18 protein-coding genes and 1 tRNA gene are annotated in these 23118 nt (G+C 72.0%); 11 read left to right on the top strand and 8 right to left on the bottom strand.

All coding sequences use genetic code 11. The features are described 5' to 3' along the window. Positions 1–119 precede the first annotated feature (119 nt). Positions 120–2087 (top strand): hypothetical protein, encoded by a 1968-nt coding sequence (locus IF55_RS08120; protein ID WP_037962534.1) that lies wholly within the window; start codon positions 120–122, stop codon positions 2085–2087. A 120-nt stretch (positions 2088–2207) separates the two neighbouring features. Here the strand turns inward: IF55_RS08120 and IF55_RS08115 are convergent, their stop codons facing one another. After that, positions 2208–2987: an HAD-IIA family hydrolase gene (locus IF55_RS08115; protein ID WP_030875298.1), complete on the bottom strand. Its 780-nt coding sequence runs from the start codon at positions 2985–2987 to the stop codon at positions 2208–2210. A gap of 279 nt (positions 2988–3266) precedes the next feature. Between IF55_RS08115 and IF55_RS38300 the strand changes: the two genes are divergently transcribed. The 3 genes from IF55_RS38300 (at position 3267) to IF55_RS08100 (ending at position 6263) form a co-directional block, all read left to right on the top strand. Then, a complete protein-coding gene (locus IF55_RS38300) occupies positions 3267–3962 on the top strand; it encodes an LPXTG cell wall anchor domain-containing protein (protein WP_048831684.1) in 696 nt (231 codons plus the stop codon). Positions 3963–3981: 19 nt separating this feature from the next. Continuing rightward, positions 3982–4674 carry a class F sortase gene (locus tag IF55_RS08105; protein ID WP_037962536.1) on the top strand — a complete coding sequence of 231 codons (693 nt, stop codon included), beginning with the start codon at positions 3982–3984 and terminating at the stop codon, positions 4672–4674. A 551-nt stretch (positions 4675–5225) separates the two neighbouring features. Next, positions 5226–6263, top strand: a complete 1038-nt coding sequence (locus IF55_RS08100) for a glycoside hydrolase family 6 protein (protein WP_030875307.1) — start codon at positions 5226–5228, stop codon at positions 6261–6263. Between the two features lie 53 nt (positions 6264–6316). Here the strand turns inward: IF55_RS08100 and IF55_RS08095 are convergent, their stop codons facing one another. From IF55_RS08095 to IF55_RS08075, 5 genes are all read right to left on the bottom strand, one after another. Next, a complete protein-coding gene (locus IF55_RS08095) occupies positions 6317–7723 on the bottom strand; it encodes an FtsW/RodA/SpoVE family cell cycle protein (protein ID WP_037962539.1) in 1407 nt (468 codons plus the stop codon). Positions 7724–8001: 278 nt separating this feature from the next. Beyond that, positions 8002–9957, bottom strand: a complete 1956-nt coding sequence (gene glxA / locus IF55_RS08090; RefSeq protein WP_030875312.1) for a radical copper oxidase GlxA — start codon at positions 9955–9957, stop codon at positions 8002–8004. Then, positions 9954–11843 (bottom strand): glycosyltransferase family 2 protein, encoded by a 1890-nt coding sequence (locus IF55_RS08085; RefSeq protein WP_048831682.1) that lies wholly within the window; start codon positions 11841–11843, stop codon positions 9954–9956. Before IF55_RS08085 ends, glxA begins: the two co-directional genes overlap by 4 nt. Positions 11844–12120: 277 nt before the next feature. Beyond that, entirely contained in the window at positions 12121–12807 is a 687-nt protein-coding gene (locus tag IF55_RS08080) for a FadR/GntR family transcriptional regulator (protein ID WP_030875317.1), read from the bottom strand. Between the two features lie 87 nt (positions 12808–12894). Beyond that, positions 12895–12968, bottom strand: a tRNA-Lys gene (locus IF55_RS08075). Between the two features lie 286 nt (positions 12969–13254). On the opposite strand from IF55_RS08075, the gene IF55_RS08070 reads away from it, so the two are divergent. From IF55_RS08070 to IF55_RS08035, 7 genes are all read left to right on the top strand, one after another. Further along, a complete protein-coding gene (locus tag IF55_RS08070) occupies positions 13255–14625 on the top strand; it encodes a peptidoglycan-binding protein (RefSeq protein WP_030875320.1) in 1371 nt (456 codons plus the stop codon). An 11-nt stretch (positions 14626–14636) separates the two neighbouring features. After that, positions 14637–16580, top strand: coding sequence for an SPFH domain-containing protein (locus IF55_RS36885; protein WP_245661092.1), 1944 nt, complete (start codon positions 14637–14639; stop codon positions 16578–16580). A gap of 108 nt (positions 16581–16688) precedes the next feature. Next, the gene (locus tag IF55_RS39260) at positions 16689–17840 is read left to right on the top strand and encodes a C40 family peptidase (RefSeq protein ID WP_157854251.1); all 1152 of its coding nucleotides are present in this window, start codon (positions 16689–16691) and stop codon (positions 17838–17840) included. 43 nt (positions 17841–17883) lie between these two features. Then, complete coding sequence (locus IF55_RS08050) at positions 17884–18321, top strand: SsgA family sporulation/cell division regulator (RefSeq protein ID WP_030875328.1); 438 nt, start codon at positions 17884–17886, stop codon at positions 18319–18321. A gap of 108 nt (positions 18322–18429) precedes the next feature. After that, positions 18430–19536, top strand: coding sequence for a hypothetical protein (locus tag IF55_RS08045; protein WP_245661091.1), 1107 nt, complete (start codon positions 18430–18432; stop codon positions 19534–19536). A gap of 149 nt (positions 19537–19685) precedes the next feature. Then, positions 19686–20276: a lytic polysaccharide monooxygenase auxiliary activity family 9 protein gene (locus IF55_RS08040; protein ID WP_030875332.1), complete on the top strand. Its 591-nt coding sequence runs from the start codon at positions 19686–19688 to the stop codon at positions 20274–20276. A 220-nt stretch (positions 20277–20496) separates the two neighbouring features. Continuing rightward, positions 20497–20892 carry an ATP-binding protein gene (locus tag IF55_RS08035; protein ID WP_030875334.1) on the top strand — a complete coding sequence of 132 codons (396 nt, stop codon included), beginning with the start codon at positions 20497–20499 and terminating at the stop codon, positions 20890–20892. 17 nt (positions 20893–20909) lie between these two features. Here the strand turns inward: IF55_RS08035 and IF55_RS08030 are convergent, their stop codons facing one another. Continuing rightward, positions 20910–21797 (bottom strand): cytochrome c biogenesis CcdA family protein, encoded by an 888-nt coding sequence (locus tag IF55_RS08030; protein WP_030875336.1) that lies wholly within the window; start codon positions 21795–21797, stop codon positions 20910–20912. Next, a complete protein-coding gene (locus IF55_RS08025; protein ID WP_037962542.1) occupies positions 21794–22579 on the bottom strand; it encodes a DsbA family protein in 786 nt (261 codons plus the stop codon). The genes IF55_RS08030 and IF55_RS08025 overlap by 4 nt, the downstream gene beginning before the upstream one ends. Positions 22580–23118: the final 539 nt, after the last annotated feature.

Here is a 23118-nt window from a genome sequence, read left to right as displayed (position 1 = left end):
TCCGGATGATCGGCGGGGCAGCGAAGTCTGCCCTCGATCGTGACCCTGAGCGCCTGTTTTCGGCCACGGATGTTCGCGACCATCGCCGTTCGCCCGGAATGACCGTCAGGAAGGCAGCGATGCGCCCGCACGACGAACGTCCGCGTACCTCGGCCCCGGGCCCCCGGACCGAGGACCGGCCGACGGTACGGGCCGCAGACCGCCCCGCCGGGGCCGGCGCGGGTTCCGCGGCCCGCCTCAGGGCGCTCCAGTCCGTGGCCGGAAACCGCGCCGTCGTGCAGACGCTGAGCCAGGAGCGGCGGGCCGGCACATGGCCGGCCGAGCGCACGGGCGAGACCGAGCATACGGACCAGATCGAGCTCGCTGAACTGCCCGCGCGTCCGGAGCCTGTCGCTGCGCGCCCCGCGCCCGCTGTCGACCGTACGGAGCCGGTCGACCGTACGGAGCCTGCCGAGCGTACGGGCGGCGTCGAGACCGCCCCCGCCCCCGCCGCCGAGCCGCGCGGCGCCCGCAACTGGATCAAGAAGCTGCTGTCGAAGCCGTCGGAGAAGCTGGCGACCGTCAAGAACCTCCTCGACCCCGTCGACTTCGCCGCCAGCCGCGTCACCATGCCCGCCGTGACGGGCCGGGGCGCCGAGGCGTACGCGAACCCCTCCGACAAGGCGGAGATCCTGCGGGTGGCCGACGCGACGCTCGCCACCGACGCCGAGGGCGGGCTGGTGGACTCGGTGGCCGCGGTCCACGACACGAGCGGGGCCCTGAAGGCGCAGCGCGGCCTGAACGGGCTCAAGGAGAAGAAGGGCGTCGACTGGCGCACCCTGCGCCGCGACCGCAACGCGAAGAGCGCCGACGCCGCCCAGGACGTCGCCCTCACCGCCAGTGACGGCCTCTCGATGGCCAGGACCGGGGTGAAGGTCGCCGGCAGCCTCGCCCCCGCGGCGGTCGGCGAGACGATCGGCGCCCTGACGATCGTCGTCTCGATCAGCAAGGTCGTCCGGGACGTCCGCTCCGTGGTGCGCACCCACCGCATGAAGCGGAACCTCGCCGGGGTCAACGCGCCGCCCGCGAAGTTCGACGACACCATCGAGAACAAGTTGCTGCGCAGGGACATCGCCGCGGCCCGCGCGGCGATGGCGGCGCCCCGCGCCGATCTGGCCGAGCGGCGGTCCCGGCCGACCTCGTCGTCCCGGCCGGACGGCACCCCGGAGAACGCCGCTGCCATGCGCCGCCTGGAGGCGGAGATCGCCGGGCTGACCGCCCACATCGAGCAGCTCGAAGCGGAGGCGGCGCGCAAGGCACCGGCCTACGAGGAGTCGGCGGACCGGCTCGCGGCGGTCGGCGCGTACGCGATGAAGAAGCGCGGCCGCCGCCGGGTGAAGAAGGGCGTGTCGGCCGCCGGCAACTTCGTCAAGGTCGCGGGCGGAGCCGTGGCCATCGCGGCCGCCGCCGGGGCCATCGCCTTCTCGTCGCCGGCCGGCTGGGCGCTGGCCGGCGCGGCGGCCCTGCTGCTCGGCGGGCTCGCCCTCTACAAGGCGTGGAAGTCGGTCCGTAAGCGGTACAAGATCATCATGGCGGAGCAGGCGAAACAGGGGGAACGGGCCACCACCTCGCCGACGGCCGAAAACCCCGACAACGCTCAGGCCGAAGGGACCGAACGAAATGAGGGGGTCGAACGGACCGAAGGGACCGAACGGACTGAAGGGACCGAACGGACTGAAGGGGCCGAACGGACCGAAGGGGCCGAGCACGCCGCCGGCGTGGAAGCCGCCACGGCTGGCCCCGCCACCGCCGACCCGGCCACCGCGGAGGCCGCCACCCAGCTCACCCCCGCACAGGCCATGCGCAAGGCCCTCGCCTTCTGGAAGTCCGTCGGGCCGGGCAAGCGGCAGCGGATGGCGGGCGAGCTGTACGACCTGGCCAACGGCAACGACGACGAGGTGCGCACGGCCGCGCGGGAGCTGCTGCGGCAGCTCAACATGGGCCCGGAGGGCCTGCGCATGAGCACCGGCGACTGGGAGGCCGAGCTGAAGGAACCGGAGCGGAAGGAGAAGTGGACGAAGCTGATCGAGGACCGGCTGGCTTCCTGAGCCGCGCCGCTCAGGGGGACGCGGCCCCTGCCGGCACCGCGCCCGCCGTCGCCCGCTGTTTCTTCGGCCGCCCCGCTCGCAGACGAGATCTGTCGGACGGGACCCCTCGGACGAGACCTCTCAGACCAGATCCACCAGGTCAGCGATGGAGTCCACGACGCGCGTCGGCCGGTACGGGTAGCGGTCGATGTCGTCCTTGCCGGTCAGCCCGGTGAGCACGAGGAACGTCTCCATCCCCGCCTCCAGGCCCGCCAGCACGTCCGTGTCCATCCGGTCGCCGATCATCGCGCTGGTCTCGGAATGGGCGCCGATGGTGTTGAGACCGGTCCGCATCATCAGCGGGTTCGGCTTGCCGACGAAGTACGGCTCCTTGCCCGTCGCCTTGGTGATGAGCGCGGCCACCGAGCCCGTCGCGGGCAGCGCCCCGTCCGGGGAGGGCCCGGTGTTGTCGGGGTTGGTCGCGATGAATCGGGCGCCGTTGTTGATGAGCCGAATGGCCTTGGTCAGCGCCTCGAAGGAATAGGTGCGGGTCTCGCCCAGGATGACGAAATCGGGGTCGGCGTCGCTCAGCACATATCCGGCGTCGTGGAGCGCCGTGGTCAGCCCCGCCTCGCCGATGACATAGGCCGTGCCGCCGGGGTGCTGGTTGTCCAGGAAATTGGCGGTGGCCAGCGCCGAGGTCCAGATGTTCGCGACCGGCACGTCGAGCCCGATCCGGTTCAGCCGCGCGTGCAGGTCGCGGGCCGTGTAGATGGAATTGTTGGTGAGCACGAGAAACGGCTTGCCGGAGTCGCGCAGCTTCTTGATGAAGGCATCCGCTCCGGGCACCGGAACGCCCTCGTGCATCAGCACGCCGTCCATGTCGGTCAGCCACGATTCGATGGGCTTGCGCTCTGTCATGGGTGCGAACTCCTGCCGATAAGCGGAATCATGGGACGGCCATCTTATTCATGCGCGGGATCGCGGTGACTTCGCTCGCGTTTCTCCCTCTTTTTGACGTTCTTGACGTTCTACGGCCTTCGTCTTCTTGACGTTCTACGGCCGTCCTCGCTCGGCGTCCACTTCGCCGCCCGGACCGTCCCGCATCGCTGTTTCATCACCTGATGGAGTAATACGGACACGGAGCGGATGCGCGCGGCGGCGCCGGGGTGAACCTTCGAAAGCACCAGGAGGTTCGCCATGGGTTCTGACCGCGGCACAGTCCGCCTCACGCTCTGCGGCGCGTTCGCCGTCGCCGCCCTCGCAGCCGCCCCCGTCTGCGCTCAAGCCCAAGACTCGACCGAGCCGTACGCGACCGACCCGTACATCGCCGAGCCGTACGCGACCGCGCCGTACTCCCCGGAATCCGCCGACTCCGCCGGCACCGCTGATCCTTCCGGCCCTTCCGGCCCTTCCGGCGCCTCCGATCCCTACGCGGCCGGGCAGTCGCCGGGCGCCGTGCGCATCGATCCGCTCGCCGCCGTCCCCGGCGGGGAGGTCGCGCTGCGGGTCTCCGGCTGTCGGGCGGACAAGGCGGTGGCCACGTCGGAGGCGTTCGTCGCCGACGTCAAACTGGCGAAGGACGCCGACGGGCTCTTCGGCGAGGCCGCCATCCGCTCCTCGGTGAGCGTCGGCGAGTACGCCGTCACCGTCGCCTGCGGCGGCGAGGGCCAGACCGTCCAGGGGAACCTGACCGTGACGGCCGAGGGCTCCGCCACCGCCCCGGCCTCGCCCGTCGCGCCCGTACCGGCCGGAGGCGGCGGCACCGCGCCCCGGATCGACGACGCGGGCGGCCCCGAGCCGTACGGTCTCGTCCTCGCGGGCGGCGCCGCGCTGATGCTCGGCGGGCTGTTCCTGCACCGCCGCCGGCGCCGCGGCGCGCCGTCGGGGCGCTGAGGGGAACGGGTCGCGGGATATGGACGACGCGCGCGGCGGCTACGGCCGGCTGGTGATCGGGGTGGTCTGGGCGGCGCTGCTGCTGGGGCTGTGGCTGTGGGGGCGGGAGATCACCGAGGGGCGGGGCAGTGCGACGCCGACGACCGGCGATGTCGCCGCCGTCGGCCGGCCCGCGAGCCATCCGCTGCCCCCGGCGCACGGCCCGCTGCCGGACGCCCGGCCGCGCGGGGTCGCCATCGAGTCCCTGGGCGTCCGCGCCCCGGTCGTGGCCCGCGGCCTGGACGCGCGGGGCGCGGTCGACCCGCCGCCGTACGAGCACCCGGGGGAGGTCGCCTGGTACCGCGGCGGGCCGCGGCCCGGCGGCACCGGCGCGGCCGTCCTCGTCGGCCACCTCGACACCAGGACCGCGCCCGCCGTCTTCCACCGCCTCGGCGGCGTCAAGCCGGGGGCGCGGATCGACGTGACCCGCTCGGACGGCTCGGTCGCCGAGTTCACCGTCGAGGACGTCTCCGTCTTCGCCAAGCACCACTTCGACGCCCAGAAGGTCTACGGGCCGCGCCCCGGGCACCGGGCCGAGCTGCGCGTCATCACCTGCGGCGGCGCGTACGACCGGGCCCGGCACGCGTACTCCGCCAACGTCGTGGTCTCGGCCTACCTCACCGGGGAGCGGCCGGCGGCCGAGGGCCGAGGGGCCGCGGCGGCCGACGGCTGAGGGGGCGCGGGGCCGACGGCTGACAGCCGGGTGGCGCGTCGCGTCGTCAGGGCCCGGTGGCGCGTTGCGCCGAACGGGTGGGCGTCGGCGTGCCGTCCATCGGGAGGCCAATCGGACCGGGCCGACGGCCCGCTCCCCCCGGAGCCACCGACCCGGTCCGACCTCGACCGCGGGAGCCTGGACTGCGGGAGTGGTCCGGCGCGACCGCGGGAGGTTCGGCGCGGCCGGGGGCCCGGGCCACGGCGAAGACTTTAGAACGTCAGCCCCTCGGTCACTAGGGCGAGTTGACGCCAAGTTGTGCGGCGGACACGGAGCGCTGCCGGGGCGGGAGCGCCGCCGGGCGGACGGCCGGGCGGCCCGTACGGGCGTGCCGGCGTGCCGGTATCCGGCCCTTCCGCGTGGTGGCGTACGCCCGTTCCGGGGTCCCTGAATGGCCGTAACAGCTTCTCGACACGGGTCGGCTGCCGGGGCCTCCGTGTCAGGATTGGCGGGACCGGATTTGTCCCGCTGAGTACCTGGGCCGTCCCAGGGGTGCAGCCAAGGGGGAGTGGATGTACGGCAGTCGCAGGGGGCACGGGCAACGGGTCGGAATCGGCGTGGCGGGGGCGGCGGTGGGGGCGCTGCTGCTGGTCGCCGGCTGCTCGTCCGCCTCCTCCGGCGGGCGTGAAAAACCCGACCGGGATGAGCGCCCCGCCCAGCGGCCGAAGGCCATGGCCCCGTACTGGGTCAACCCGGACAGCACGGCCGCCAAGGAGGCGGCGAAGCTGCGCGCGGACGGCGAGAAGAGCGACGCCGCGCTGATAGACAAGATCGCCGCCCAGCCCGTCGCGGAGTGGATCGGCGTCGACGACCCCGAGGGCCAGGCCCGCGGCTTCACCGAGGCCGCGGAGAAGGCGGGCCGCGAGGCGCTGCTGGTCCTCTACAACATCCCGCACCGCGACTGCGGCCAGTACTCCCAGGGCGGCGCCGCCGACGGCAACGCCTACCGGGACTGGCTGGACAAGGCGGTGCGCGGCATCGGGGACCGTCGCGCGACCGTGGTCCTGGAGCCGGACGCGCTGCCGCACATCGGGGACGGCTGCACCCCCGCGCAGTTCCACGAGGAGCGTTTCGCGCTGCTCAAGGAGGCCGTGGACAAGCTGAAGGCGCTGCCCGCCACCAAGGTCTACCTGGACGCGGGCAACCCGAACTGGGTCACGCCCCCGGACCGCATGGTCGACCCGCTGCGGCGGGCCGGCATGGACGCGGCCGACGGGTTCGCCCTGAACATCTCCAATTTCCAGACCACCGAGGCGAACAAGGAGTACGGCGACAAGCTGTCCGGCCTGCTCGGCGGCAAGCACTACGTCATCGACACCAGCCGCAACGGCAACGGGCCGCTGGCCGGCGCCGACCACGAGAAGACCTGGTGCAACCCGGCCGGGCGCGCGCTCGGCGAGCCGCCGACCGTCAAGACCGGCGACCCGCGCGTGGACGCCTATCTGTGGATCAAGCGGCCGGGCGAGTCCGACGGCACCTGCAAGGGCGGCCCGGACGCGGGCACGTGGTGGGAGAAGTACGCGCTCGAACTGGCCCGCAATGCCCGCTGAACCGGCCGGGGAGCAGCGGGAGCACCAGCAAGGGCCTTGGGGCCCGGCCGTCGTCAGCGCCGTATGAGCTGCGTCGCCTGCTCGTCGAGGTCCACCGCCGGCTCCGGGGCCGGTCTGCGCGCCGCGTCGCTGATCTTCAGCAGCAAGGCGATGAGAACCCAGTTGGCCACCTGCGACGAGCCGCCCTGCGCGAGGAAGGGCAGCGCCTTGCCGGTGAGCGGGATCAGCCCCGTGACGCCGCCGGACACCACGAAGACCTGGAGCGCCAGCGCGCTGGCGAGCCCCGCCGCGAGCAGCTTGCCGAACGAGTCGCGGGCGTCCAGGGCGGCCCGGAGCCCGCGCTCCACCAGCAGCGCGTACAGCAGGAAGACCGCCGTCATGCCCGCGAGGCCGAGTTCCTCGCCGACGCTGGTGAGGATGAAGTCGCTACGGGCGGCGAACCCGATGAGGTCGGGGCGGCCGGAGCCGAGCCCGGTGCCGAGGATGCCGCCGCTGCCGAAGCCGAACAGGGCCTTGGCGAGCTGGTCGGAGCCGGCGCCGGGGTCGTTCAGGGCGGCGAAGGGGTGCAGCCAGGCGGAGATGCGGCCGTGTACGTGCGGCTCCATGGAGCCCACCACCGTCGCGCCGACCGCGAACATCAGCAGGCCGGTGACCACCCAGCTCGTGCGCTCCGTGGCCATGTACAGCATGATCACGAACAGCCCGAAGAAGATCAGCGAGGTGCCCAGGTCCCGCTCGAAGATCAGGACCAGCAGGCTCAGCAGCCACACGGCGGCGATCGGGCCGAACTGCCGGCCGCGCGGCAGCGAGAAGCCCAGCACCCGCCGGCTGGCCAGCGCGAGGGCGTCCTTGTGCATCGTCAGATAGCCGGCGAAGAACACCGCTATGACGATCCTGACGAACTCACCGGGCTGGAAGGACAGCGCCCCCAGCGTGATCCACCGCTTCGCGCCCAGGGTGTCCGCGCCGAAGAACACCGGCGCGATCAGCAGCACCAGGGCCGCCGTGATGCTGATGTACGTGTACCGCTGGAGATGGCGGTGGTCCTTGAGGAAGATCAGCACGGCCACGCAGACGGCCATGCCTATGGCGCTCCACACGAGCTGCGTCGGCGCCACCGTCACCGCCCGCTTGGGGGAGCTGAGGGCGAACGCGAGGTCGAGCCGATGGATGAGGATCAGCCCCAGGCCGCTGAGCACGACGGCGATCGGCAGGATCAGTGGATCGGCGTACGGCGCGAACCGCCGCACCGCCCAGTGCGCCCCCAGGGCCATCACCGTCATCCCGAGGGCGTACGCGGGCAGCTCCGCCGGCAGCTTCCCCTCCGTGGCCAGCCCCACCGACGCGTAGCCGAACAGCGTCAGCAGCACCGCGAGGGCCAGCATCATCAGCTCCGCGCGCCGGCCGCGGCCCCCCTCGGGCCGCACCCCGCGGGACGAACCCCTTCTGCCTGCGCCCATCCTCATCCCTCAGTCTCTCATCAGCCTCATAGCCGCCGCCCTCGGCGGACCCGGCTCCTGTGACACGGCACGAGTCCGCCCGCACGTCTAGAGACCCGGGAGGTCACGCAAGGTTGCGTGAAGATGCAACCGCCGAGGAGAGATTAGTCATGCGCGCGGGACCGCCCGACCGTGCACCCCCCTGTGCGGCGCCTGTGCGCGGCCTGTGCCGGGCCCGCGGCCGTACGCGCGTACGGGCCCGGACGCTCCGCGTCGCGTACGGGCCCGGGCGCTCCGCGTCACGGCCCGGCGGCCTCCGGGACCTTGAGCCACACCGCCTTCGAGGGGGTGCCCTGGTCGTCCACCACGTTGAGCATGTACCAGCCCGGCGGCACCAGCGAGGGGTCCTTGGGCAGCGTGACCGTGACGCTGTCGGCGGTCTTGGTGAAGTCGAGGGCGATGGAGCGCTGCTCGATGTTGGTCACGTGGGTGAACGAGCCGGGGCGGACCAGGCGGGCCTTGCGGATCGTCGCGGCGTGGCCGGTCCTGAAGGTGGCCTTGCCGCCCAGCCGCACCGTCGGCGGCCGGGCTCCGGTGTCCTTCAGGTCCGGGCGCGAGTCGTTGTAGAGGTATGGCGGGGTGTAGAGGTCGATCTGCTGCTGGAACTTGCCGGGCTTGGTGTTGTCCTTGTCGCTGAAGAGGGAGTCGGAGCCGAAGGTCATGACCCGGCCGTCGGGGAGCAGCAGCGCGCCGGAGTGGTAGTTGCGGCCGACCAGCGGGTCGGCGACGGACCGCTTCCGGTTGGTCTTGGGGTCGTAGATCTCGGCCTTGAGGACGTTGGAGTCGCTGCGCCCCCGGTAGTCGCCGGAGCCATTGGTGGTCAGCACGGTGTCGTCGGGGAGGATGACGCTGCTGGGGTAGCGGGCCTTCGCGTACAGGTCCGGGCCGTCCTTGAAGCGCGGGTCCTTCGCGTGCAGGTCCACGATGCGGGTCTTGGCGGTGGACTTCTCGTCCTCGCCGACCCCGCCGCCGCCGAGCACCATGTACCGCTGGTCCTGGGCGGGCGGCAGCAGCACCGACATGGAGGTCTCCAGCGCGTCCGGGTCGCTGATGCCGGGCACGGGCTTGAAGGCGTTGGTCTTGAGGTCCCAGATGCCGGGCGTGCGCCCCTGGTCGGCGGGGCCGTAGCCGGCGTTGGAGCCGGTGTAGAAGATCTTGCCCTGGTCGGTGAGGAAGAGGGCGGGGTAGGTCGGGAAGAACCGCTCCTTGGGCAGGTACGTCCACTTCTTGGTCTTCGGGTCGTAGATCTCGTTCTTGCCCGGCACCACCTGGCCGATCTCGTCGAGGCCGGAGACCGAGAGGACCTTGCCGTTCTGGAGCGTGGTCAGCGTCGGGTACCAGCGGGCCTCGTTCATCGGGTCGACGGTGATGTAGCGCTCGGAGACCGGGTCGAACTCGTAGGAGTCCTTTATCCCCTGGAAGTCCTTCTTGTCGAAGGACAGCTTGTTGGCGATGCCGTAGAAGTTGCGGGCGTCCGCGCCGGTCAGGCCCTTGATCGTGTAGTTGTCCGTGAGCCCGGTCTCGTACTTGGGCCCCTTGCGCAGGGCCTCCACGTAGACGCGCGCCGTGCTCGCGGTGACGGTGACCTTGCCCGTCTTCGGGTCCTGCGTCTTCTTCGCGCGGGGCACCAGCAGGTTGTCCTTGGACTCGAAGGACTTGCCGGTCGCCTTGCCCGTGAAGACCGTGCCCGCGGGGAAGGTCTTCGGCTTGTCGGGGTCCTCGTTGTGGACGATCATCAGCCCGCCCGCGCGGGTGACGTCGCCGCCCAGCTTCTCGTACCGCTGGGTGCCGCCCGCGACCAGCAGTTTCCCGTCCGGGAGCTGGGTGTGCCCGGCGCAGAAGAGGTCCTTGGGGGTGGGGATGTTCTTGAACGTGTTCTTCTCCGGGTCCCACAGGACCGTACGGAAGGACTTGGCCTTGAAGTTGGCCGCGTTGTTGCCGGAGCCCGCCACCAGCAGCACCTTGCCGGTGTGCAGCAGGGCCGCGTGAATGGTGTTGATCTTGTATTCCTTGGGCACGTCGACCACGTTCCAGTGCCCGTTCGCCGCCTTGTACTCGGGCTGGTTGATCTTGTACTCGTGGTACTTCTCGGAGGCGAACCCCCAGATCGCCGGGCCGTTCAACCCGGCCAGCACGAGCACCGCCGCCCCGCCGATGGCTATCCGGCGGGTGCGGCGGCTCGGTCGGTACGTCATCGGTCCGATCCTCCGAGGGCGAGCTGGGCCGGCTGGTTCCGCGTGGACGCTGCGTCGCCGGGCCCGGCCCGCCCGCGGCGCAGCGTCCACGCCCAGGCCAGCATCGGCGCCACCGTGATCAGCAGCGCCAGCGTGGCCCAGGTGCGCATCGCCACGTGCGTATGGCCGAGCAGGAACGAGGCCGCCAGGGAGCCGCCGAAGACCAGCACGAAGAAGAGGTGCACCCGGAAGGTGCCGAACAGCGTGTCGGGGCTGGCCGAGTCGCCCTTGGGCGTCACCACGAACGTGCTCCTGCGCCGCAGCACCGCGTCCATCAGCGAGCGCGCGTAGATCGGCGCGGAGAGCGCGGACATCACCATGCCGGCCAGGCCGCCCGAGCCCTCCGGCTCATGGGGCGAGACGTTGTGGCGGCGGTTCCAGATGTAGAGCCCGATCTGGAGGGCGGCGGCGTCGCTGTAGAGCATCATCCAGACCTCGGAGTTGATCTGGATGCCGGAGGCCCCGAGGCCCAGGAACAGCGCGCAACTGAGGCCGCCCAGCATCCAGTTGACGGCCGTCATCGGGTAGTAGATGACCATCAGCGTGTAGTTGAGCAGCTTGCCGGGGGACAGCGTGAACGGGCCCTTCCAGAACTGCTTGAGTATCGTCTCGTACGTCCCGCGCGACCAGCGCAGTTGCTGGGTGAAGAAGTCCGTCCACGCGTTCGGCCCCTCGCCGACGGCGAGCACGTCCGGCGTGTAGACCGAGCGCCATTTGCGGCCGGTGGCCGGGTTGCGGTGGCGGTGCAGCTCGAAGCCGGTGGCCATGTCCTCGGTGATCGAGTCGTAGAGGCCGCCGATGCCCTTGAGGGCGCTGACGCGCACGGCGTTGTTGGTGCCGACGAACATCGGCGCGCCGTAGCGGTTGCCGGCCCGCTGGATCAGGGCGTGGAAGAGGAACTGCTGGCTCTCGGCGGCCTTGGTGACGGCCGCGTCGTAGTTGCCGTAGACCTGCGGTCCGACGACGAAGGCGATGTCGGGGTCGCGGAAGTACCCCAGCATCCGCTCCAGGAAGTTCGCCAGCGGCACGTGGTCGGTGTCGACGGAGGCGAAGAAGTCGTAGTCGTCGCCGTGCGCGTCGAGCCAGGCGTTGTAGTTGCCGTGCTTGGTCTTCGCGCGGTGCGGGCCCTTCGGCCGGTTCCACTTCTCGACGCCCTTGCGGGAGAAGTGGCGCACGCCGAGCCGCCGGCAGACCTCCTTGACCTCGGGGTCGTCCCCCTCGTCGAGCAGCCATACGTGCAACAGCCCCCGGTGGCGCAGGAGTACGGCCGCCTCCAGGGTCTTCGTCACCATCTCGATCGGCTCCTTGCCGGGCACGAACGAGGTGAGGAAGGCGACCTTGGTGCCGGTTTCGGGCACCACCGGGATCGGGTCGCGGGCCACCAGCGTCGCGTGCGCGTTGGAGGTGACGTTCATCGTGCGGAACAGCTCGATCAGCCCGATCGACACCAGCATCACGGTGTCGAGGATCTTCATGGAGGTCGTGGCGTGGTCCCGGTCGGTCCAGTGCGCGGGCTGCATCAGCCACAGCAGCAGGGCCAGCGAGACGACGGGGGCGCCGCCGAGCAGCAGCGCGGCGCGTATCCGGTGCGGTTCGTCCGCGAGCAGGCTGCGGTAGCGGACCCGGTACGGGCGGCCCGGGTCGGGCTTGGTCAGCGGCCCCGCGAGCCGGCTGTAGTGCTCGTAGTCATAGCGCGACGGCGGCCGGCGGTGGCGCTGCGCCGGGGACCGGCCGGCGCCGGTGCGGTGCGGGTCGCCATGCTGGCGCGGCAGGCGCAGCCGGGCCGTCGCGGACGGGTCGTATGCCTGTTGATCATCGTGCCGGGCGCCGGTAGGCGTCGACGTCATGAGTCATCCCCCCGCACGCATGCTGGCTGCGTGTCAGTTTCCGAGCCCTGTGGGTCCCCCTCGACCGCGCGGGCTCGTCCGTGTCGGCCGCCACCTGGGCACGACGCGCGACGACCGTCTCCCGGCGGCCCCTTCCGCCACCGGAATCCCCCCTGTGCGAGTGTCCCGAGATTCCCCAACTCGGGTGTGGTACAGCCTCATTGGAGCCGTGGGAGCCAATGACGCCAGGCAAGGGTCCCCGACCCCGCCACATGATCGCAAGGGTGATACGAGGTGTTTACCGGGCAAAGCGGTGCGCTGAACCAAGTCGTGTACGGATGTTGCCAAAGTGGTCACGGATGGCCGCTTCCGCTCGTACGGCGTCACCCGAGCGCACCGCCGCGATGATCTCCCGATGCTGCGCGCAGGTGACCGCGGGGTCGGTGCGCACCTCGACCAGATCCGTGCGCACCCGGTGGAAGGCGACCCAGAACGCCTCCAGGACCTCGCTCAGCAAGGGGTTCTCCAGACCCCGGTGGAGCGTCGCGTGGAAGGCCCGGTCGGTCTCCGCCCGTACGGCGCCGGCGGCGGCCTCCTCCTCCATCCGGTCCACCAGCGCGTCGAGTTCGGCGAGATCGGCCGCCGGCACCCGGCCCGCCAGCCGCGCTATCAGGCCGGTCTCCACGGCCTCCCGCAGTTCGAGGAGCTGGAGCAGGTCGTCCTCGCCCCGGTAGTGCCCGGCGACGGTGCGGAAGACCAGCCCCTCGATCATCGGCGCCATGGTCATGGGGCCCACATAGGTGCCGAAGCCGTGCCGGATCTCGATGATGCCCATCGCCTGGAGCGCCTTCTGCGCCTCGCGCACCGAATTGCGGCTCACCCCGAGCAGCTCCATCAGCTCGGTCTCGGTGGGCAGCGGGGCGCCGGAGGGGAGCCGCTGGTCGATGATCAGCTTCTTGATGCGTTCCTGGATGTCGTTCGCCATCCCGCGACTGTGCACCGCTGCCTCCGATGTGAACAGAGATAAAGACTGAGGCCCCCTCGCCATTGGCGAGGGGGCCTCAGTCCTACGTGCGCCGCCAGGGACTCGAACCCCGGACCCGCTGATTAAGAGTCAGCTGCTCTAACCAACTGAGCTAGCGGCGCGCGCTGACGGAGAAAACTCTACCGGATGCGCGGGGGTGCTCCGGACCATCCGCGCGCGACGCCGCCGCGCGGAGGAGGTGTGGTGAACGGAGCGCCCGAGTAAAGGGCCGAAAGTCCTTTGGTTTATGGACCAAAGACTGCACAACCTCCCGTTTTGCTCTGTGAAGATCATGTCTGTCGGGCAAGATCATCAGTTGCTCCGTCAACATGCGGTTTGTCCGGGTAGTTGAGAAGCTGTGCCGAGTGCGAAGCGCGACTGGAACTTCACGGCCTGGAGGGGACTCATATGTCGACGCCGGTGTTTGAGGAATTCGATCCCCCGGGCGATTGCGCGTGCGGGGGCTGCGTACAGCGCCGCCGGGCCCTGCTGCGCGCGGTGCCGCTCCGCGACGGCGGCCACCCGGGGGCGCACGGCGCCCGTCGCGCCGTCGTCCTCGTCGCCGCGGCGGGCACCGTGCTCGGCGGCGGTACGGGCGCGGCGATAGCCGCCGGCCCCGCCCCGACCGAGGTCAGCGGCGCGGAGCTGCGAGGTGACGGGGCGTCGGGCACGGCCGTCGGGGCCACCCCGCAGGGCCGCGTCGGCCCGCTGCACGGCGCCGACCGGCAGTCGGCCGACGGCCCGCGGCGGGCGATGGCGCTCACCGTGTCGAGCCGCACGATCACCCGGGCCGCGATACTCGACCGCGCCCAGCGCTGGGTGAACCAGCAGGTCCCGTACAGCATGAACCGCTACTGGTCCGACGGCTATCGGCAGGACTGCTCGGGATTCGTCTCGATGGCCTGGAATCTCGGCAGCAACCAGTGGACCGGCAGCCTCTCGCAGTTCGGCACCCGGATATCGAAGAACCAGTTGCAGCCGGGCGACATACTCCTCTTCCACAATGCGGCGAACCCCGGAGCCGGTTCCCACGTCACCATCTTCGGCGGCTGGACGAATTCCGCGCATACGCAGTACGTCGCCTACGAGCAGACGCGCCCGCATACGCTCAAACGCTCCACCCCCTATGCCTACTGGAACAACTCCAGCCGCTATGTGGCCTATCGCTACAACGGCGTCGTGGGCGGCGGCAGCGGCAGCGGCAGTAATGGCGGGGGCTCCACCGCATTTCCCGGCGCAGGTTCCTTCGGGCCGGGCGCGAACAACGCCCAGGTGACCCGGCTCGGGCAGATGCTCGTGAAACGCGGCGGCGGCACGTTCTACTCCGAGGGGCCCGGGCCGCGCTGGTCGGAGGCGGACCGCCGGGCCACCCAGGCGTTCCAGAAGGCCCAGGGCTGGTCGGGCGGAGACGCGGACGGCATACCCGGCCGGGCCACCTGGGACTACCTGGTGAACGGCAAGGGCAAGGACATCGGCGGCTCCGGGAACTCCGGCGGCTCCGGCGGAAACAGCGGCTCCGGCGGCAGCAGCGGGAGCAAGGCGCCCGCCTACCCGGGCGCGGCCAAGTTCCGTCCCGGCCAGTCCAACGCGTATGTCGCACAGCTCGGCAAACAGTTGGTCAAAAAGGGCTACGGCAAGCACTACTCGCAGGGCCCCGGCCCCCAGTGGAGCGAAAGCGACCGCCGGAACGTCGAGGCGTTCCAGCGGGCGCAGGGCTGGAGCGGCCGGGACGCCGACGGCTACCCCGGACCCGAGACCTGGCGGCGTCTCTTCGCATGACGGAGCGGAAGATGAAGAAGGACAGCAAGGAGCCGGGGCCCTCAGCGGGCCCGGCCAACCCCCGCAAGCAGGGGGGCCGGCACGACCAGCACGGACGGCCGGCGGAGGAGGACGGTGGTGCCGCCGGGCCGCGGCCGGGCGCGCACGGCGGAGCCCAGGCGGGCGCGCACGGCGGGCCCCACTCGGGCGCGCACCCCGGCCCGTACGCCGGATCGCAAGCCGGCCCGTACGCCGGTCCGTCGTCCGGCCCGTCCACCGGCACCCGGATGCGCGCCATCTGGCACGGCGAGGGCATCCCCATGGACATGCTCTTCCGCGACGACCGCGACGGCCACGGACACGGCCCCGCGCCCGTCGAGGAGCGGGAAACACCAGGTCAGCAGCGCCAGACCGACCGGCCGGAGTCCCCGGTGGCCGTCATCGACGGCGGCCGGGGCCCCGCCGTCGCGCCCGAGGAGACCGAGGGCGTGGAGACGGCGGGCGAGGGGGCCCGGACGCCCGAGGGGGCGCGGGCTCCCGAGGACGACACGACCGAGCAGCCGCTCATCCTCGTGCCGCTGATCGACCCCGACACCGGGAAGGAGTTCGTCTACCCGCCCGACCTCGCCGACCCGACGCCGGCCGTCAGACGCTCCGGCCCCGCGAGACCGACCGGGACACCGGCCGCGCCCGACGCCGCGCCGGCTTCCGCGCCCGCCGCCGCCCAAGTGCCCGCTCCCGCCCGTACGGAGAACCCCCCCGCCGCGGAGAGCCCTGCCGGTGCGGAGACCACCGCCCGGATGGGGGGCATCACCCGTACGGAGGACACCGCGACGGCCATCGCGGGGATAGCGGCGGCCACCGCGCTCGCCGACGCCGCGGGCCGCCCCGCCGCGTACGACACCGCTCGTACGGGCACGGGTACGGGCCAGGACGGCCGTACGGACCGGGGCGCGCGTACGGGCGGCGGCGACCGGGACGTGCGGACCGGCGGCGCGGCGGGCGCGTCCGGCGGGCGCAACCGGCGGCGGGCCGACTCGCGGCCCGATACCCGCGAGGCCCCCGAGGGCGACGCCGACCTCGTCGAACGCTCCGGCCCCGCGCTCTCCGGCTGGTGGGCCATCCTCGTCGGACTGCTGGCGCTCGCCGGCTGCGGCTGGCTGCTGTGGCGCGTGGGCGTCCTGCCGGAAGCGGCCCTGAAGGCCCTGCGGCTGCCGGTCCACGAGCGTACGGACGTACGGCCCTGGGAGTGGGCGGCCGTCGCGGCGGGCGGCGCGATCGCCCTGCTGGCCTTCGGCGGACTGACCCGCGGCCGGGTCGGCTGCGCCTGGGTGCTCTCCCTCTTCGGCCGGTACCGCGGGAGCGTGCGCCGCACCGGCCTGGTGTGGATCAGCCCGCTGGTGCTGCGCCGCCGGGTGGACGTACGGCTGCGGCACTGGCGCAGCGAGCCGATGGCCGCCGTGGACGCCAAGGGCGTCGCGCTGCGGGTCGTGGTCCTGGTGGTGTGGCGGGTGCGCGACACGGCGCGGGCCACGCTCTCCGTCGACGACTACGCCGGCTATCTGAGCGAGCAGGTCGAGGCGGCCATGGCCCGCGTCCTGTCCCAGCTCCCGGCGGACGCCTTCCACGACGACGCGCCGACGCTGCGCGACGCGGAGGCCGTCGGGGACGCCCTGACCCAGGTCCTCTCCGACCAGGTGCGCTCCATCGGCGTGCAGGTCTTCTCGGCGCAGCCGACGCGCATCGAGTACGCCCCGGAGGTCGCGGCGGCGATGCAGCGCAGCCAGATCGCGGCCATCGACGCCAAGCACCGCGACTCCGTGCTGACCTCGGTGGTGGACGCGGTGGACGACACCGTCACCAGGCTGACCGCCCGCGGGCTCGTGGAGCTGGACGACTACGAACGCAAGGCGCTGGTCAAGGACCTGACCGTCGCCTTCTACACGGCGCGCGGCAACTCGGCCGAGAAGCACTGAGCCGACGGGCGCCGGGCCGACGGCACCGGGCTGACGAACACCGGCGGCGCGGGGCCGACGCGTGACAGGCGGCCGCGAGCCGCGACACCAGGAGAAAGGCGGTAAAGAGTGCGTACACCGGCATTCAGCGAGGAGATACCGACCGACTGCGCCTGCGCGTTCTGCACGGGCGCGGCGGTCGAGTCGGCACGGCGCAACGGCGGCACCCCGCAGCGGTGCACGGTGCGCGGCGCCATCGCGGCGGCGGTGGGGGCCGCGGCCCTGGTCGGCGCGGGAGCCGGCACGGCCGCGGCCGAACCGGCGCCGAGCCACGCGGGCTGGGACGGCTCCAAGTACTGGTACAAGGACGGCACCGGCTGGTGGCGCTGGACGAGCCACTACGACAAGTACAAGGCGTACGCGGGCGGTTCGTCGTCGGCTTCTTCCTCCTCATCCTCCGGTTCCTCCTCGTCGTCGGCCGGGCGCTCGACGGCGGGCCACAGCACGAACCCCACGTTCCGGGGCAAGGCGGGCTGGGACTCGACGGACCGGGTGTACTGGTACCAGAGCAACGGAAGCTGGTGGTGGACCAGCCACCAGGACAGATACGAGCGGTACGCGGGCGGTTCGTCGTCTTCTTCCGGCTCGTCTTCTTCCTCCGGTTCCTCCTCCTCGTCGTCGGCCGGGCGCTCGACGGCGGGCCACAGCACGAACCCCACGTTCCGGGGCAAGGCGGGCTGGGATTCCACGGACCGGGTGTACTGGTACCAGAGCAACGGAAGCTGGTGGTGGACCAGCCACCAGGACCGTTACGAGGCCCATACCGGGAAGTCCGGCGGCTCGTCCTCTTCTTCGTCCTCGTCTTCGCGGGGCTCCGGCTCCGGGTCGCACGGCGGCGGCTCGGGCTCCTCCACCGGGTACGGCACGGAGGCCGCGATCTCGTACGCCATGGGGCACCTCGGCGACCCGTACGTCTGGGGCGGCAACGGCCCGCACGCGTGGGACTGCTCCGGCCTCGTCCAGCAGGCGTACCGCCGGGCGAACATCAGCCTGCCGCGCGTCGCCGACGACCAGTACCGCGCGGCCAAGAAGATCTCGCGCGGCGATCTGCGCCGCGGCGACCTGGTCTTCTGGTCCAGCAACGGCTCGGCCTCCGGCATCCACCACGTGGCGATCTACCTGGGCGGCGGCCAGTACTTGGAGGCGCCCCGGCCGGGGAAGACGGTCCGTATCTCGTCGTTCGCCTACTACAACCCGAACATGTACGGCCGCGTCGGCTGACGAGTGGTGTGGACCGGTTCTCATCGACGAAAGGTTGCTCGCAGTGGCCACGACAGCGAACCGCACGCTGATGCTGGAACTCCTCCCGGCCTCCGGCGAGGAGGGCCGCCCGCCCGTCCCGGTGCTGGGCCGCTTCAGCTATCGCAGTGACCGCCCGTACGAGGTCGCCGTCGACTTCTCCTGTCGCGGCGAGACGGTCGCGAGCTGGCTCTTCGCCCGCGAACTGCTGCTGCGCGGGGCGCGGGGCCGGGTCGGCGAGGGCGATGTGTCGGTGTGGCCGGTCCACGGCCGGGGGCGCCCCGCGCGGGTCCACATCCAGCTCAGTACGGAGGAGGGGCGCTGCGTGCTGGCGGTGCGCGCGGCGGACCTCGCCGACTGGACGGCGGAGACGACGCGGCTGGTGCGGCCGGGCACGGAGGGCCGCCACCTCGACCTCGACGCCGCGGTGGCGCGGCTGCTGGCGGGGACCGGCCGGCCGTGACGCCGGGGGCGGCCGGGTTTTTCCCTGGTTGATGGAACGTCTGGTGCCTCTCGGACGTTTGGGGTGAGTGGGACGATAGGGATGGCTGGTACGAGAGGGATGGCCGTAATGACGACCGCGATCGAGACCGCGCCGCAGGACCCGCGCCTCCACGGATTCCTGCCGCCGCGCACACCCGTACGCACCATGATCGGCACCTGGGTGCGGCTGGACGCGCTCGCCGCCGAGGCCGCCACCGCCGCCGACCGCGGCGCCGCCCGCGACCTGGTCGAACGGGCCGCACGCAATGGCGACCTGGCCGCTTTGCGGGTCCGCGTCTCCCGGCTGTCGCCGCGCAACGCCGAGGCCGCCGGGATGCGCGTCGCGGTCATCGCGGCGGCCTGCGGCTGGGCCCACCTCGACCCCGACGCACCCGCCTCGGCGCGGGGCGCCGACGCGGCCTTCCTCGACCTGTGGGCGGCCGTCGCGCACCGCCTGGACCGCCCGCACTTCGTGGCCCTGCCCACGCTCGCCCTCCTCAACTGGGGCCCGGCCCGCAAGCCGCGCCGCCAGATCCCCATCGACCAACTGGCCCGCACCGAGGAACTGGTGCCGGTCGTCCGCTGGTCGGGGGAGGGGCAGCGGCTGAGCCGCCTCGACCATCTGATGCTCGCCGCCACCCGGCTGGAAGCGCACGGCATCTGGCTGTTCCGCCTCGCCGACACGCTCGCCGAGGACGGCCCGCAGGCCGCCACGGCCACCGCGCTGCGCCGCCTCACCCGCATCCAGCACACCCTCCGCGCCCAACTGCACGCCGAGCAGAGCACCCTGGAGCTCGCCCCGAGCACCCCCCAGCAGCGCGCCGTCCTGACCGCGCTCGCCGCCGACGGCCAGGGCTCCGCGGGCGGCCGCTCCGGCACCGGGCTGCCGGGCCCGCTGGAGCCGCCCGTCCTCCAGGCCGCCGAGGCCGTCCTGGGCATGGGCGCCCGCCGCCTCGGCGAAGGCGGCCGCCAACTGGTCCGCCGCCACCTCCCCGCCCCGCACCGCGCCTGGCTCACCGCCATGGACCGCCACTGCGCCCCCGTCCGCACCCTCGCCCACCGCGGCGGCACCGCCTCCCTGGCCTACCGCGAGGCCCAGGAATCCCTCATCGCCCTCCGCCACGCCTACGCGGGTCTCCTCCGCACCGCCGCGGAACCCCAGGTGCCGGCCGCCCGCATGGACGCGGCCGCGTAACCCGCGCGGGGCCGGCTACGTACGTACTGCGAGGGAATCCAGGCCGTCATTGGTCTGGACATGATGAACGGCTGGTACTAGCCTCCCAGTTGGTCTAGACCGCACTTCACTCGACTCACAGAACCCCCCACGTTCTCAGGGAGCGAAGCATGCGCAAGAAGATCGGTGCCGCCGCCATCGGGCTGTCCATAGCGGGTGTCTCACTGTTCGCCACGGGCAGCGCGTCCAGCCATGGCTACGTCGACTCACCGGCCAGCCGGCAGGCCTACTGTGCCAAGGGCACGGTGAAGAACTGCGGGGAGATCCAGTGGGAGCCGCAGAGCGTCGAGGGGCCGAAGGGCTTCCCCAAGGGCGGGCCCGCCGACGGCAAGATCTGCGCCGGCGGCAACAGCCGGTTCGCGGAACTCGACGACCCGCGCGACGGAAAGTGGCCCGCCACCAAGGTGACCGCCGGACAGGGCTTCCAGTTCCGCTGGAAGATCCCGGCCCAGCACGCCACCACGGACTTCAAGTACTACATCACCAAGGACGGGTACAACCCCAACAAGCCGCTCACCCGCGCCGACCTGGAGTCCCAGCCCTTCATGTCCGTGCCCTTCGGCGGCCGCATCCCCCCGAGCACCGTCACCCACCAGGGCACCATCCCCACCCAGAAGACCGGCAAGCACCTGATCCTCGGCGTCTGGACCATCGCCGACACGGGTAACGCCTTCTACGCCTGCTCGGACGTCCAGTTCTGAGCCCCCGCGGCCGCGCGCACTGACCGCTCGACAGGGCGCACGGCACCACGAAGGGCCTCCCTCCCACCCCCGGGGAGGCCCTTCGCCCGCTCGGCCTCGTAAGAGATTGTCGAGATTCCCCCGCTCCCGGCTTCGCGCACCCCTGCTCGTCTCGTAAGATCCACAGACACAGCAGCCAACTCTTCGTGGCCGGGGGCGAGTAGGAGGAGCCATGTCCGCCATGGCCGAACACCCCCCGCAGCGCTTCGAGCGTCAACTCGTCGCCCAGCCGCGGGCGTTCGCGCGCGTCCGGCGCGCCGTCGCCTCCCAGCTCCGGCTCTGGGGCCGCGCTGACCTTGTGCCCGGCGCGGCCATGTGCGTCACCGAACTCCTCAGCAACGTCCACAAACACACCGCGACCGCCGAATGCGTGCTGACCATCGACAACCTCCCCGGCGGCATCCGGGCCGCGGTCAGCGACGCCGACGCCGGCATGCCGACGGTCAAGGAACCCGACTACTTCGCGGAGAGCGGCCGCGGCATGTTCCTGCTCTCGGAGACCGCCGACACCTGGGGCGTGGACCTCAACTCCACCGGAAAGACCGTGTGGTTCAAGCTGGAGACGGGCGGCCGGTGAGGCGCGCCCGCCGCGCCTCATGAACCCGCCTTCGCCCCGGCCTTCTCCCCGCTCTTGACTGCCTTCTCGGGCTGCTCGGCCTTCTTGGGCTTCTCGGGCCGCAGCGCGATCCGGCCCAGCACCGCCGCCACGACCAGCGCGACGACCGCCAGCAGCACATAGTCCGGCACGGCGTTCCCGATCCGCGACGCCACCTCCTCCAGATGGAACTCCTGGTCCGCGTCGAGGATGCCGGGCAGCCCCGTCGTACCGTCGAAGGCCAGGAACAGCGCCCCGATCCCGATGAAGAACAGCCCCGAGACCAGCGACGTGGTGTGCAGCTCAAGGCGGCCCACCCGGAACGCCCGGCCGCGCAGCCACCCCCGCCGGCCGAGCTGGAAACGGTCCCAGAACAGGGCCAGCACGAACAGCGGCAGCGCCATCCCCAGGGCGTAGACGGCCAGCATCGACGCCCCGTACACCGGGTTGCCGTTCACCGCCGTCACCGTCAGCACCGCCCCGAGGATCGGCCCCGCGCAGAACCCGGCCAGCCCGTACACACACCCCAGCAGAAACGTCGACGCCGCCGACCGCGGCGTGATGCGCCCCGCCGCCGCCTGCGCCCGCTTCGACGCGAAGCCCAGGCCGACGATCTGCGCCACCCCCAGCGCGATGACCACCCAGCCGCCGATCGTGATCAGCAGATCGCGGTGGCCGTTGAAGAGCCGGCTGGCGGCGGTGGAGGCCGCGCCGAGCGGCACCAGCGTGGTGGCCAGCCCCACGTAGAAGACGCCGGTACGGGCCAGCAGCTTGCCCGGGCTCGCGAGCGAGTACGCGAAGAACGCCGGCAGCAGCAGCGCGCTGCACGGGCTGAGCAGCGCGAGCGCGCCACCGAGAAAGGCGGCGAGATATCCGATGTCGCTCACTTGGACCCCGCCTTCGCGTGGTCGCGCGCCGCGTCGATGGCCTCCTCGAAGGCGCTCATCGGCTGCGCCCCGGCGATCGGCCGGCCGCCGACGACGAAGGACGGGGTGGACTGCACGCCGAGGCTGAACCCCTCGTTCTGGTCCTTCTTCACGGCGGCCGTGGCGGCCGACCCCTTCAGGTCCTCACGGAACCGGTCGACATCGCCCACGCCGCTCTTGCGCGCGAGGTCCACCAGCTTGTCCTCGGCGAGCGCGTCGCCCTTGCGCAGCTTGGCGTACAGCTCGTCATGGAACGCCCAGAACTTGCCCTGCCGGCCCGCCGCCCAGGACGCGCGGGCCGCCCGCTCCGAGTCCTTGCCGAAGATCGGGAAGTTACGGAACTCGATGCGCAGCGTGCCGTCGTCCACGTACTTCTTGACCAGCTCCGGCTGCGTCTCACGGGTGAACCGGCCGCAGTACGAGCACTGGTAGTCGGCGTACTCGACGAGCACCACCGGCGCGTCCTTCTTGCCGAGCGCGAGCGCGTCGCCGTCCTCCCGGCGCGCGGTCGCCTTGTCCAACTGGTCGTACATCTTCTGCTGCTCGGGATCGGCCTCGGCGGCGCCGCCCTGCTTTCCGGCGCCGGCCGACGCGTCGGAGGAGGCGGCCGCGCCGGAACCGCCGCCGTCGTCGTTCATGTTCTCGCCGACGGCGATGCCGGTGGCGACGAGCGCCACGATCAGGGCGAAGACCGCGCCGATGGCCGCGACGCGGCGGGAGGGGGTGGTGATACGAGAGGACATGGGTGATCGGGCTCCAGGGCTCGAAGGGCTCGATGGGTTCGCGAAGAGGCGTCGGACGGCCGGCCCGCCATGACGGGCCCGCCCCTCGACGAAATCAGCACATGCCGATATCCGGCCTGCTCACAGGCCGGGTGTCGGGGCGGTATGGCTAAATTCGCAGAACCGGCAGAAGCTCAGCACAACCGGCGACCGGCAACGGCGGAGCCCGCGCCCCAGCAACCTCGGGCAGCGCCGCCGCCACATACGGCACAGCCGCACCCCCCGGCCCCGGCAACGGATCCGCATGCGGATGCCCCACAACAACATCAGGCCCCTGCCGCACAGGCACCCGATCCGGCGCGCACTGGGTGGGAACGGAGACCGAGGAATCCGGGAGGGCCGGTGCCATGGCCGGGCGGCCCGGCGTCGATGTCTCCGGGGCCGAGGAACCCGGCTCAGCCGCCGCCGGCGGGGTCGGCCGCGCGGCGGCCGCGAGGGCTGTCCGCGCCGCGGACTCGGGTAGCCCGCCCGCGAGGGCGCACGGCTTCGGGGCGAAGAGC

It is taken from the genome of Streptomyces varsoviensis (assembly GCF_000718635.1).
GTDB classification, from domain to species: Bacteria; Actinomycetota; Actinomycetes; order Streptomycetales; family Streptomycetaceae; genus Streptomyces; species Streptomyces varsoviensis.
Note: the sequence above shows the minus strand (reverse complement) of the source record. Positions and strands in the feature narration are given on the sequence as shown.